The sequence below is a fragment of the Mesorhizobium sp. B2-4-1 genome, assembly GCF_006442185.1.
Lineage (GTDB): Bacteria > Pseudomonadota > Alphaproteobacteria > Rhizobiales > Rhizobiaceae > Mesorhizobium.
Map to the genome: position 1 here is coordinate 22183 of NZ_VFVN01000006.1, position 12827 is coordinate 35009.

Genomic DNA, 12827 nt, shown 5'->3' on the forward strand with positions numbered 1-12827 from the left:
CCATGACCTTCAATGTCCTTACCTGCGAATTCATGCACGAGAGCAATACGTTCTCGCGCTTCCGTACCGACTTGCCGCAGTTTCAGGTGGACACGCTTCTCCTTGGCGACGACGCGATCCGCGCCCGGCGCAACGCCAATACCGAACTTGCCGGATTCATGGATGTGGCGGAACCGGCGGGCTGGAACGTGATCCACGCGATTTCGGCACATGCCGTGCCCGGGGGGCGGGTGACGAAAGCTGCCTATGACCACATCGCCGGTATTATCCTGGAGGCAGCGCGTTCGAACAAGAGCCGCCTCGACGGAGTGCTGCTTGGACTTCATGGCTCGATGGTGCCTGAGTTTTGCCCGGACGGGGAAGGGTATCTGCTAGGCCTTCTGCGGGCCGAACTTGGAACGGACATTCCTGTCGCGGTAACGCTCGATCTTCATGCGATGGTGTCGGAAGACATGGTCCGGGACGCGCAGATCCTTGTCTCCTACAAGACCTATCCGCATGTGGACATGCGCGAAATCGGCGCGCATGCCGCCCGTATCCTGGATCGCGCAATGAAAGGTGAAATCGCGCCCCGGACCGTCAGGGCGCATGTGCCGATGCTGGACGAAGCGAATTCCGGCCGCACCGACATTCCCGAGACGCTGGCCCTTTATGACCGCGCCCGCGAGGCCGAGGCCGAGGGCTTGCTCGCGGTTTCCGTCAATGCAGCCTTCACGGGCGCCGACGTGTCCTGCGTCGGTCCCACCGTGCTCGCAACCTATGACAGCCGTGATCCCGGCGCCAAGCCAGCCGCCATGCGTGTGACAGAGGAACTTGCGGACAGGATCTGGCAGGGCCGGACCAGGAAGCGCAATGTTTTCATCGAGGTCGACGAGGCTGCTGCCGAGGCGCATGCCTGGCGCGGCGACAAGCCACTTGTTATCGCTGATTACGCCGACAATCCCGGCGCCGGCTCCTACGGCGACTCGACCGCGCTGTTGAAGGGCCTGCTTGATGCAGGGGTAAAGGGTGCGGTTCTCGCGCCGATGATTGATCCTCAAGCGGCAAATGAATTGCACCGTCACCGGGAAGGCGAGACTGTGACGGTGACGATTGGCGGCAAGGGCGACGCCAACTTCGGCGGTGGCCCGCTAACGGTGACGGGTGTGCTGACCAGGCTTTCGGAGGGCAGCTATGTCGGCGACGGACCGATTCAGGGCGGGCTCACCCATAGTTTCGGACCCACCGCCGTAATCGATGTCGACGGGATCGAAGTCCTGGTCGTTTCAGAAGCGCAGCAGATGGTCGACCTTCAGCAATTGCGCGCTTTCGGGATAGAACCGACGGCTCGCCGCGTGTTGGTCCTGAAATCGATGCAGCATTTCCGGGCGGCATTCGAGCCGATATCGGGCAAGGTCATCGTCTGCGATGCAGGCGCGCTGGCAACGCCGCGGGCAGAGCGGCGCCCCTATATCCACGCGCCGCGCCCGCTCTGGCCGCTCGACAAGGATTTCGAGCGCTTCGTTCGTCCCTTGGTCGACACATTCTAAATTACCAAAGCGGGCCAGTGCAGACGGCCCCTTCCTGGATGCGAATGCTGACAGCGAGCGCACTCTTCGCAGGCCCTGCGTGGCGACGGCGGTGCGATCGATCATCGACCGTCAAGTCACAGACATCGCCGATACGCTTCAGCTCATCTATTCGCTCCGGCCTGCGGGCCTGCCCGGGCCGTTCTTCGAGGCTCGGAAAACGGCGGCGTCCGCGCTGCATCGTGACGCGCGCCGTCCCGGTGCCAGAAGTCGAGAACGGCTGCGGTGATAGCCTCTGGCGCGTCCTCCTGAACAAGATGCTTCGCATCCGGTACGACAATGAATGGAGCGTTTGGGATGCGCCGCGCGAGTTCTTCACCATCTTTCAACGGGATAAATTCATCCTCGGCGCCCCAAAGAATGCTCACGGGGCAGCGGATTTCACCGTAGCGGTCCTCGACCTCTTCGCTGTACTTGTCGTCCATCTGCGCCACCTGGCGCCAGAACGCCTTCTTGCCCTCCTCGCTAAGCCAAGGCTGGAGATAAAGCCGCATCTCCTCTTCGCGCAATTTGTGCTTCGCTGCGGCACCGATATACGCGCGCAGGACGGCTTCATGGATATAGGCTGGAAGACCGGCAAAAACGTCTTGGTGCGTCTTGGCCGCCTGCACCAGCGCGGATCCCTGCGGGCTGATTGCGACAGGATCGATCAGCATGAGGCTGCTGTAGTCGATGCCGTCCATGAGATGGGCGCGCAGCGCGGCAGACCCGCCAAAGTCATGCGCGACGACGTCCGGGCGCTCTATACCCCAGTGCTTTACCAGCGCCGCGAAAAGTCCATTCTGAAGACCGTGCAGAACGTCGGTATCCGGCTTGTCGGACTGCCCGAAACCTACCAAATCATAATAGAAAACCCGACGGTGCCGCGCGAGCCACGGTGCAATTCGCCGCCACACCAGCGAGGAAAATGGCGAGCCGTGCAAGAGGACCGCAGCCTGTCCCTCGCCGAGCGTGCCCCAGGCGATCGCATGACCGCGGTAGATGAAGCGTTCAGGCAGAGTCCAGTTCGCAATCATCTCGTCCTCCGTATCCAGAGACTTGTCGAGGAATCCGACAGGAAGCGGGTCGGACCGAAACTCTCAGCCATGGTGCGATGGTGCGAATTCCGGCCCTGGACAATCTCTCGGCGACAGAAACCCAGGTGGTAGCGTCGTCAGGCCAGCCGTGCAGCAGCAAAGCCGCTGTGTCATGCTTCGCGCCTTCCTCCAGAAAGGCGATGTCGAGCATTTGTGGCCGCGGTTGACGGCATGATGAAGCGCGCGTGGGTCTGCATCCCTGCCCAACGAGGACGGCGCGATCGGGTTCCTTGGCATGCGACCATCAGGCCGCTCTTGTCGACCTCCGTCCGAGGCAGCCCGTTCACGGAAAGCCTTCCCCTATCCGAGCCGGACTTGCTTCATGATCCTGTTCCTCAGATGACCCCGCCATTCGCTCGGACGATCTGGCCGTTGATCCAGCCGCTGTCCGGTCCAACCAGCAGGGAGACGACGCGCGCGATGTCGTCGACCTCGCCCAGACGGCCGAGCGGGTTCATCTGTTTGATACGATCGAGCGTAGCCTGATCCTTGCCTTCGAGAAAAAGCTCGGTGGCCACCGGCCCCGGCGCAACCGCGTTGACCGTGATGGCGCGGGATCCCAACTCCTTCGCCACAATGTGGGTGAGCGCTTCGACCGCGGCCTTGGTGGCCGCATAAACGCCATAGGTCGGCTGATAGAGTCCGACGACGCTGGTCGAGAAGTTCACGATGCGGCCGCCGTCGCGCAGGCGCCTCGCCGCCTCGCGAAGGCCGTTGAACGTGCCCTTGAGATTGATCGCGATGGTCTGATCGAAAGTCGCATCATCAAATTGAGCGACCGGTGCGAGCTTCATGATGCCGGCATTGTTCACCAGCACGTCGACGCCGCCATGGGCCGCTTCGGCGGAATCGAACATCCGTCTCACAGCTTGCGGGTCGCTGACATCGGCCTGGAAGGAGGTGGCCCGACCGCCGGCCTTTTCGATCTCATCCACCAGCTTGGCGGCCGCTTTGGTGCTACCTGCATAGTTGACCACGACCGTGAGGCCGTCGCTCGCCAGCCGGCGGGCGATGGCCGCTCCGATGCCGCGAGAGGCTCCCGTGACGATTGCAACCCTATTCGTTGAGGTGGTCATTGTGGTTGTTCCTTTGCCGTGTTGTTGCCGATATCAATCCTTCGCTCGATATTCCTGCGGGATCACGAAGACCTCGTCGGCGCGGGCGTAACCGCCGTCCTTGACCTCCTCGATCAGGACCATGGTATGCGGCCGAGCGGCCTCGGAGAAATATTCCACGAGCATCGCGGTGGCCCGATGGACGATCTCTTCTTTCTGGGCCCGGTTCAGCGCCGCCTCGGGGACCTTGAAATTGACGAAAGGCATGATCTTCACTCCTGTCGATCTGAGGACTTGAATGGTGTGAAGGTAGCCGTTTTTAAAACCAGCACTAGAAAGCCGATTTCAACATCACCATTTCAAAAACCATAACAATCGACTACGAGATGGTCATGGATCGTATCGACGTCATGCGGCTCTTCGTCAGGATCGTCGAGCGTGGGAGCTTTGCCCAGGCCTCGCGGGACCTGCAGGTTCCGCGGCCCACTGCCACTCATGCGATCCAGCGCCTGGAAGCGGATCTCGGCGTTCGGCTCCTCGAACGGACAACCCGAAATGTGAGGCCGACGCTCGATGGCGCACTCTACCATGAACGCTGCATCCGGCTCCTTGCGGACCTGGATGAGGTGGAGAGCGTCTTCAGGAATGCTGAATCCAAGGGTCCGCTTCGTGTGGATATGCAGGGGACCATCGCGCGGTTTTTCGTCATGCCCGCCTTGCCCGAGTTCATCACGCGCTATCCCGGCATCTCGCTCAGCCTCAGCGAAGGCGACCGGATGGTCGACCTCATCACTGAAGGCGTCGATTGCGTCGTGCGAGCCGGCGAGCTGTCCGACTCGTCTCTGATCGGTCGCCGAATAACCGCATTCGAGCAACTCACCCTGGCGAGCCCAGCCTATCTTGAACGTTACGGCGTCCCTTCGACACCGGATGATCTCGGCGGCCATCACATGGTTGCCTATACCGCCTCCGCGACAGGGCAGCCGTACCCGCTGGAATTCGAGATGGACGGCGCGGCAAGGGAGGTTCCACTACCCTACGATATCGTCGTCCGGGGCGCCGAAATCTACACGGCCTCCGGCGTCGCCGGGCTCGGGTTGATACAGGTCCCGCGTTATCGCGTAGAGCATCAGATCGCCACCGGGCAATTGGTTCCGATACTGGAAGCCTTCCCACCACCGCCGATACCCGTATCCGTGCTCTATCCCCAGAGCCGCCATCTGTCTTCGCGGATCAGGGTGTTCATTGATTGGCTGGCGGAGGTTTTTCGGGCCCCTCGCGGCGTTGCCGGGAGTTCCTCTCAGAAGGGCTCGGTCGAGATATCAAGCTGAGGCAGTTCATCGTTGCACGGAAAGGCGGAACAGGTCCGCCACGCTTCGGCACACCGTCTCATGGCCTGCCCCTTGACACGAATGTGAGATGCCTCTGGTGCCTTCTCAGGCCAAGGCGTCTGGCGAGCAGAAGCGCCAGACCAAGCACAAATACGATGCCGCCCCCCACCAGCCCCTGGGCCGCCAGAACCAGCACCGTCTGCTCTGTCGTCGAGCCTGCCCGCATCTGGCGCACATCGGCTGCCGTGACGCTGACTTGCGGGTTTCCGAAGCGCGCTGTCACATAGTTTGCAAGGGCCGCCACCTGGCCGTCGTCCAGCCAGCCGTCAAAGGCCGCCATCGATTTGCGGCCCGCGACACCGCCTGCCTTGACGCCTTCAAGGATGGTCATGACGACATTCTCAGGCGAGGTTACGCCGAGAGTGCTGTTGTTGGTCAGTGATGGATAGGTGCCATCCGCCGATCCGCCTCCATTCAGGCCATGACATCCCGAGCAGAGCGACCGGTAGAGATCGTCGCCCACCGCGACCCCGCTGCCCTCCACGCTGGTCTTCGTCCCGGCATCGCGGGCGGCTGCGGGCGGATTGGTCCACGCGAAGCGCGGCCGCTTCTCGTCTCCCGATTGGGCGGGCACGGTCCTGAGATAGGCGACGATGGCATGAATGTCGTCGTCCGAAAGATATTGCAGACTGTTCATGACCGTTTCCGCCATCGGACCGCCCGCATATGCCTTTCCAGGCATGGCGCCGGTCTTGAGAAACCGAAACAGCTCCTCATCGCTCCAGCCGCCTATGCCCGCGATCTTGTCGCCGCTGATGTTGAACGCCTGCCAGATACCGGCGCTGCCGCCGGCAAGCTTGCGATCTTCATCCATGCCGAACGTCGTATTCCTTGGAGTGTGGCAGGCGCCGCAGTGGCCAAGCACCTCCACCAGGTAGGCGCCCCTGTTCCATGCGCCGGTTCGGCTTGGATTTGGTCCGAAGCCGCCGGCGTGGAGGTTGGCAAGTTTCCACAACCAGAGCGTCCAGCGCTGGTTAAATGGAAAGGGCAGTATGTTTGGCGGCGGCGGCTGAGAAATCGGCGCGGTCGTGAGCAGGTAGGCTCGGATCGCGAGCACATCCTCGCGATTCATCCCGACGAAGCTGTCATATGGCATGGCGGGATAGAGATCGGCCCCGTCGCGTCTGACGCCTTTCTGCACGGCTCGCACGAATTCGTCGGCGGAATAGCGCCCGATGCCTGTGTCGAGGTCCGGTGTGATGTTGGTGGAATAGACATCGCCGAACGGCGTCGGCACCCGATAGCCTCCGGCGAAAGGCCGGCTCGGATTGGACGTGTGGCAGCCGACGCAATCGGCGGCTCGGGCAAGATATTCGCCTTTCTGGATCTCGTTCGCCCGCAGCGGCGTGCCAGGCGCCAGCGACGCCATGACGGCCGCGACTACACGTAGGAGAACGGCGAGGAACGGAACGCTCGCAGCAGGCCACCGCAAACGCTGCCCATGGCGGATGACCGCTCGTCGGCTCCGCTGCACAGTCACAGTTCGCATCCGCTGAAGATCAATCCGGCCGCCATTTGCGCCAGCATGACGAGCGTGAACAGGGCCCCGATGCCTACCGAAGTCCTGGCCAGAAACGCGCGCGTGCGCGCCTTCAGGGGCGGGCTCGTGCCGTGCCCTGGATCATGAACGGCGCGCCATGACGACAGGACGCCCAGCGCCGCGACGGCGGCGCCTGTCAGCGAGAACAGAACAGTGGGCCGAAACCCGGCGTCGCATTGCCAATATGCGATTGAATAGTCGAGCTGCAGCGATATCGCCCACGCCGTTGGTCCGGTGGCCATGCCTGCCCAGGAAACGCCCGTGCGGATCGCCTGCATGTTACATCCTCGGAACCCAGTAGATTACGAGATAGAGCACGACCCATGAGACGACCACGAAGTCCCAGTAGAAGGCATTGTCCGACACGTCGCTGAAGTGGCGTCCGGTGTTGCCTTTCTTGGTGAACATGAGAACCGCGAGCACGATCGTGTCCCCGACATCGGTGAGGAGGTGTGTCGTGTGCAGGCCGAGCAGGAGCCAGACGATCGACCCGTAGGCGTTCTGGTCCCAGGAGATCCGGAGCGCGGGAAATTCCCAGATGCGCACGATCAGGGGAAGAATTCCGGCGATCGACATGACGACGATGCCGATGCGCACCTTCACAAGGTCCTGCCGCCGCGCCCAAAGATCGATCAGACGGTTGGGGACGGCGCTGGCAAGCAGAATGATCAATATTGCCGTGCCCGGCAGGAGATCGGGTGCCGGCGCTCCGATCGGCCAATGCCGCGCCTGCACAGCCAGGTAGAAATAGGTACCGATCGCCAGGGCAAAACCGGTTGCTTCAAGGGCGATGAAGGCCACCGTTCCCCACCAGATCGGGCTTGCCGATCCAAAATCATAGGTGGGCAGGTGGCTGACGTCGACGGTTGGCCGGTGTCTCATTCTTCGTCCTCCGGCTCGCCTTTCGGCCAGAACCAGCAGATAAAGCCGATCGAGACCGGTATCGCGCCCCAGACCACCGCCCATGGCGTGTATATTGAGCCCAGAAACGCGCCACCCACGGCGATGGCCGAGAGCAGCGGCCGGATCGAATTGTCGGCCGATGGCACGCGCAGTTGCGGCACCGCATCGGCGACCGTGCCGGCAAGCACTTCGCGCGCATCGACGCGCAGGCCCTCGACCACCGGGAGTATGTCGGGTTCGGCCCAGAGCGGCTCGCGATGGGTCACCACTGGCAGGCGCGAAAAATCGTAGGAAGCCGGCGGTGACGTCGTTGCCCATTCCAGTGTGCTCGCCCCCCAGGGATTGTCTCCCGCGAGGCGACCGTTGCGAAGGCTGAGCAGCATGTTCAGGACGAGAAGCGCGAAGCCGGCGAACACCACCAGCGACGAGATGCTGATGAACAGGTTCGTGCCGCCCCAGCCGCTCGCCGGCGGATAGGTGTAGACGCGCCGCGGCATGCCTTGCAAGCCAAGGATGTGCATCGGGAAGAAGGTGAGATTGAAGCCGATGAAGACAAGCCAGAAATTCCAGCGGCCGAGCCTCTCGGACAGCATGCGGCCGGTGATCTTGGGAAACCAGTAGTAGACGGCGCCGAGCAGGGGGAAGACGGCGCCTCCGACCAGCACATAGTGGAAATGTGCGACGACGAAATAGGTATCGTGCACCTGCAGGTCGAGCGGCACCGAGGCGACCATGACCCCGGTCAGCCCGCCGATCACGAAGGTGAAGATGAAGCCGAGCACGAAAAGCAGCGGCGTGGCAAAAATCGGCCGGCCGCCCCAGATCGTCGCGATCCAGCAGAAGATCTGGATGCCGCTCGGAATGGCGATCATCATCGAGGAGGCGGTGAAGAAGCTTTCGCCGAGCTGCGGCAGGCCCGTGGCGAACATATGGTGCACCCATAGTCCAAAGGATAGGAAGCCGATCGCAACCAGCGACAGCACGATCCCGAGATAGCCAAAGACCGGACGGCGCACGAAGCTCGGCAGGATAGCCGAGACGAAGCCGATCGCGGGAATGAAGATGATATAGACCTCCGGGTGGCCGAAGAACCAGAACAGGTGCTGCCAGAGCAGTGCGTCGCCCCCCGCCGCCGGGTCGAAGAACCTGGTGCCGACCAGCCGGTCGAGGATCAGCATGGTGCTCGACACCATCACCGCGGGCATGGCGAACAATATGATGAAAGCCATGACGAGGACTGACCAGACATAGAGCGGGATGCGATCGAGCGACATGCCAGGGGCGCGCTGCTTGAACACAGTCGCGATGATCTCGACGGCGACCGCGAGTGCGGACACTTCGGTGTAGGTCACCATCTGCGCCCAGAAATCGGGGCGCTTGCCGATCCCATATTCAGGTCCGGCGAGCGGCACGTAGGAAAACCAGCCGGCATCCGCGCCGGTGTCGAAAGCGAAGGCGATCCAGATCATCAACCCACCGGAGAGATAGACCCAGTAGCTGAAGGCGTTGAGCCGCGGGAAGGCGACGTTTCGGGTGCCGATCATCAGCGGCACCAGGTAGATGGCGAACGCTTCCATGACCGGTACGGCGAACAGGAACATCATCGTCGTGCCATGCATGGTGAAGAGCTGGTTGTAGAGATCGGGGCCGATATGGCGTGCCTCCGGCGTGGCAAGCTGGAACCGCATGGCAAGTGCCGACAGGCCTGCAAGGGCGAGGAACAGGAAGGCCGTCACCATATAGCGCCGGGCGATCAGCTTGTGGTCGACCGTGACCAGCCAACCATAGAGGCCGTTCGGCGTCCGCCAGGCATGCGCCAGATAGTCGTGCAGTCTTGCCTCGTCGAGCCCGGTGTCGCGGATGCCTTTCAGGGCCGCTTCCTGTTTTCGCCTAGCCGTCTTCCCGGCAACGCCACTCATTCAAGACTTCCAAGATAGGCGACGACCGCACGAAGATCGTCGGCGCTGAGAGCAATGCGCGGCATCTTCGCGCCGGGTTTTATGGATTGCGGATCGGCGATCCACGCGGCGAGCGCGCCGGGTGTCATGGCCAGCGTGTCGGCGGCCAATGCACGCCGGTGTGCGAGATGGGTAAGGTCGGGCCCGACCGCTCCCTTGGCCGGCGTCCCCCTTATCGTGTGGCAGAGCGCGCAACCGGTGGAAAGAAAAGCCCGCTGGCCGCGGCGTTCCTCCTCGCTGGCAGGCGCGATGGCGGCGGCGTCTTGTCTGGACCGCCATGCCTCGAACGCTTCGCGGCTTTCCGCGATGACGGTGACGGCCATGTGAGCATGCTGGTAGCCGCAGAACTCGGCGCACTGGCCGCGATAGATACCAGGCCTGTCGGCAATGAGGGTGATCTCGCTCGGCCGGCCCGGAATGAGGTCCCTTTTACCGGCGAGGCTTGGCACCCAGAAGCTGTGAATGACATCGGTCGAATCGAGTTCCACCTTTACCCGTTCGCCGACGGGAAGATGGATCTCGTTCGCCGTGACAATCATGCGCGACCGATCATCGTTGGGATAGCGTATTTCCCACCACCATTGATGCCCTGTGATGCGGATGGTGAGCGTCTCCTTTCCGCCCAGCGAGGCAATGGATTTGCCGGCGAAGAAGCTCGTTATCGTCAGCGCCGCGAGAACCAGCACGGTCGCCGCGACGGCGCTTCCGACCGCGCGGCTAAACCTGTGCTCCTGATGGCTGTCGATGACTAGCGGCGGGGGTCCTGCTTGTGCCCGGCGCTGATGGAAGAGCGCCATTGCCAGGGCCAGCATGACGAGCAGCCAGGTGATGGTCGCCACCGCGCCAAAAGACCAGAGGAGATCGAGAATCGCATGGGCATTCGCACCATGTGCGTGGAGTGCGGATTGCCAGCCGCTGCACCCGCTCAGGACCGGTGCCGAGACCACTGTAGACGCGAGGCGAGCCATTTCAGGACGCCTGGAAGACGGCTGCCGGACGTGCTTCGAGCTGGACGTGCAAAGGCGGACGCAATGGGCCATTGCCGCCGTTGCCGCAGGCGGATGGACGGGCCCGTGCATCTTGCCATGTGAAATCCCCATGGATGCCAAGGCGATAACGCGAATCGCTGTAAAAGGATGCTTGGCAACGATGGCCGGCTTTTCTCCGCCATGCGATTGGCGCCGGGCCGATGCTTGCGCGCCGGGAGCGCAACCAAATGGCGGATATGTCCGTTTCTCCAGGCAAAGGCGCGGGACGCGCATCGGACGGTTCCACGTCGCGAAAGCTTAGGAACTAGCCATGAGCAACACAGACAAAACGGCCGGCGGAAATCGAAGCGTCGCAGGCAAGGACGATCGCAGCCAGGACGCGACGCGCAACGACCGCCGAGGCAGGGAAGAGACGCGGCAGGAACAGGCTGCGGACAGCCATCCGGAAGAGGATCCGGCGGAGGGCTCTCGCCAAACGGTCGAGCACGAGTTGGACAGGCTGGATCGGTCGGGGCGCAGCGCCTCGCAATCCGCGGGCGAGGGCCAGGTGGAACGCGCGCGTGAGGAGCTGCGGAAGCAGGTCAGCGAAGAGACGCAATTACCGGGACGAGGTTCCGCCTGACAGCGGCTGTGGATCGCCCCGCGGTTGGCTTTTTGTTTCGATTCTTCGGTGTCAGACGGCACGCAGGTCGTGTCGGGCCTGCCGTCTTCCGCTTTCCCGGATCCAGAGGGTCGCCATGAGCAGCGCCGCCCCGCCATAGATCAGGCCGGCGAGGGGAAGGTGCGGGTGAAGAGCCTCACCGCACTCTTTTCGACCGTCGGTCCCAGGCATATCCATGTCGATCTTCAAGGCGATGCGGCTCCAGCCGCATCAACGGCCAAGGCGGGCGCTGCGTTTCATTGGCGGTTGGCTTCCACAGGAACAAAAAGCTTGACCGGAGGTTCGAACCTCAATCTCGGCATCGGCACTTGGTCGGAACAATCGACATGATTTTTTCCCGTGTGGTCTCGTTGGACACGCATCTCCCATGAGTGGAGCAGCTGACGATGCCGGCCGAAGCGAGGGAGAGCGAAAAGACGGCGGCATCACACGCGCTCTCGGGCTCGGACTGATCACTGGGGCGGCTGACGACGATTGCTCGGCCATTGGCACCTATGCGAGTGCCGGAGCCCGGTTCGGGCCCGACCTTTTGTGGACGGCTCCTGTCACTCTCCCGATGATGTACATCGTCGTCTATCTCTCGTCCAAACTTGGCCAGGTGTCGGGCCGTGGTCTTTTCAAGGTCATTTCCGATTTCTATCCGCGTTGGCTGCTGTGGTCCGTGCTGGTGGGCGTGCTGATCGGCAACACGATCGAGGCAGCCGCCGACCTTGGCGCGATGTCGGCGGCTGTCGTGCTGTTCGTTCCGCTGCCTTCAAACTCGGTCGTCATCGGTGTCGCGATGATTATTCTTGCCTTGCAGATGTTCGGATCCTACAAGCTAATCCGCAACATATTCCGATGGTTGGCACTGGCCCTGCTCGCCTATGTGGTCTCCGCTGTGCTCGCCAAGCCGGATGTGGTCTCGGTGCTGCGCGGCACCTTGCTGCCGAAAATCGAGTTCAGCCGCGAATATCTGTCCATCATCGTCGCCATCATCGGCACGACGCTGTCCGCCTATCTCTACACCTGGCAGTCCAATCAGGAGGTGGAGGAGGAGATCGCCAAGGGCAGGACGAGCCTCGAAGAGCGCAAGGGAGCCACCGAGGGTGAACTCCGCCGGTCCCGGCGCGATATCCTGATCGGCATGATCTTTTCCAACCTGATCATGTATTTCATCATCCTTTCGACCGGATCGACGCTGTACGAGGCGGGGCATACCCAGATCGAAACGGCAGCGCAGGCGGCCGAAGCGCTGCGGCCGCTTGCGGGCGACGCGGCGGGAATTCTCTTTGCGGCCGGGGTGATCGGCGTCGGTTTCCTGGCGGTGCCGGTCATGACGGCCGGCGCCGCTTTCGATTTCGCCCAGGCCATGGGGTGGAAGAATGGCCTGAACGCCAAGCCCCGGCACGCGCCCAAATTCTACATCGCGACGGGAGTGATCACCTTGGTGGCGGTCGTTCTCAATTTCTTTGGCTTCAACCCGATGAAAGCCTTGGTCTGGTCCGGCATCGTGCAGGGTTTTTCAACGCCACCTCTGCTGTTTCTCATGCTCATCATGACCAACAATCGCAAGATCATGGGCGACAAGGTCAACAGCAGGGCCACCAACATTCTGGGTGGCGTGACGACCATAGCGGTCTTTGCGGCGTCCGCGGGACTGGTGGCGACCTGGTTCATGTAGTTCGCCGGCGCGGAAAGGACGTT

Annotated in this window: 13 protein-coding genes; 4 read left to right on the forward strand and 9 right to left on the reverse strand. The window is 62.4% G+C overall.

The window, feature by feature from the left end:
- Window positions 1-2 precede the first annotated feature (2 nt).
- Window positions 3-1529, forward strand: a complete 1527-nt coding sequence (locus FJ949_RS16540; protein ID WP_140497353.1) for a M81 family metallopeptidase — start codon at window positions 3-5, stop codon at window positions 1527-1529.
- A 143-nt stretch (window positions 1530-1672) separates the two neighbouring features.
- On the opposite strand, the gene FJ949_RS16545 is transcribed toward FJ949_RS16540, so the two are convergent.
- The 3 genes from FJ949_RS16545 to FJ949_RS16555 form a co-directional block, all read right to left on the reverse strand.
- The gene (locus tag FJ949_RS16545) at window positions 1673-2584 is read right to left on the reverse strand and encodes an alpha/beta hydrolase (RefSeq protein ID WP_140497355.1); all 912 of its coding nucleotides are present in this window, start codon (window positions 2582-2584) and stop codon (window positions 1673-1675) included.
- 395 nt (window positions 2585-2979) lie between these two features.
- Window positions 2980-3720 carry an SDR family oxidoreductase gene (locus FJ949_RS16550; protein WP_140497357.1) on the reverse strand — a complete coding sequence of 247 codons (741 nt, stop codon included), beginning with the start codon at window positions 3718-3720 and terminating at the stop codon, window positions 2980-2982.
- 33 nt (window positions 3721-3753) lie between these two features.
- Entirely contained in the window at window positions 3754-3966 is a 213-nt protein-coding gene (locus FJ949_RS16555) for a 4-oxalocrotonate tautomerase family protein (RefSeq protein WP_140497359.1), read from the reverse strand.
- A gap of 125 nt (window positions 3967-4091) precedes the next feature.
- On the opposite strand from FJ949_RS16555, the gene FJ949_RS16560 reads away from it, so the two are divergent.
- Window positions 4092-5030 (forward strand): LysR family transcriptional regulator, encoded by a 939-nt coding sequence (locus FJ949_RS16560; RefSeq protein WP_140497361.1) that lies wholly within the window; start codon window positions 4092-4094, stop codon window positions 5028-5030.
- Between the two features lie 58 nt (window positions 5031-5088).
- On the opposite strand, the gene FJ949_RS16565 is transcribed toward FJ949_RS16560, so the two are convergent.
- The 5 genes from FJ949_RS16565 to coxB form a co-directional block, all read right to left on the reverse strand.
- Complete coding sequence (locus FJ949_RS16565; RefSeq protein WP_140497363.1) at window positions 5089-6459, reverse strand: cytochrome c; 1371 nt, start codon at window positions 6457-6459, stop codon at window positions 5089-5091.
- Window positions 6460-6566: 107 nt separating this feature from the next.
- Entirely contained in the window at window positions 6567-6908 is a 342-nt protein-coding gene (locus FJ949_RS16570; protein ID WP_140497365.1) for a hypothetical protein, read from the reverse strand.
- 1 nt (window position 6909) lies between these two features.
- Window positions 6910-7512, reverse strand: coding sequence for a cytochrome c oxidase subunit 3 (locus tag FJ949_RS16575; protein ID WP_140497367.1), 603 nt, complete (start codon window positions 7510-7512; stop codon window positions 6910-6912).
- Window positions 7509-9452 (reverse strand): cytochrome c oxidase subunit I, encoded by a 1944-nt coding sequence (gene ctaD / locus FJ949_RS16580; RefSeq protein ID WP_140497369.1) that lies wholly within the window; start codon window positions 9450-9452, stop codon window positions 7509-7511. The genes FJ949_RS16575 and ctaD overlap by 4 nt, the downstream gene beginning before the upstream one ends.
- Entirely contained in the window at window positions 9449-10459 is a 1011-nt protein-coding gene (coxB, locus tag FJ949_RS16585) for a cytochrome c oxidase subunit II (RefSeq protein WP_140497371.1), read from the reverse strand. The genes ctaD and coxB overlap by 4 nt, the downstream gene beginning before the upstream one ends.
- A gap of 331 nt (window positions 10460-10790) precedes the next feature.
- Between coxB and FJ949_RS16590 the strand changes: the two genes are divergently transcribed.
- Window positions 10791-11102 carry a hypothetical protein gene (locus FJ949_RS16590; protein ID WP_140497373.1) on the forward strand — a complete coding sequence of 104 codons (312 nt, stop codon included), beginning with the start codon at window positions 10791-10793 and terminating at the stop codon, window positions 11100-11102.
- A 51-nt stretch (window positions 11103-11153) separates the two neighbouring features.
- Here FJ949_RS16590 and FJ949_RS30670 read toward each other — a convergent pair whose 3' ends face one another.
- Window positions 11154-11330: a hypothetical protein gene (locus tag FJ949_RS30670; RefSeq protein WP_224647138.1), complete on the reverse strand. Its 177-nt coding sequence runs from the start codon at window positions 11328-11330 to the stop codon at window positions 11154-11156.
- Window positions 11331-11508: 178 nt separating this feature from the next.
- Here FJ949_RS30670 and FJ949_RS16600 point away from each other — a divergent pair, with 178 nt between their 5' ends.
- A complete protein-coding gene (locus FJ949_RS16600) occupies window positions 11509-12804 on the forward strand; it encodes an Nramp family divalent metal transporter (RefSeq protein ID WP_140497374.1) in 1296 nt (431 codons plus the stop codon).
- Window positions 12805-12827 lie beyond the last annotated feature (23 nt).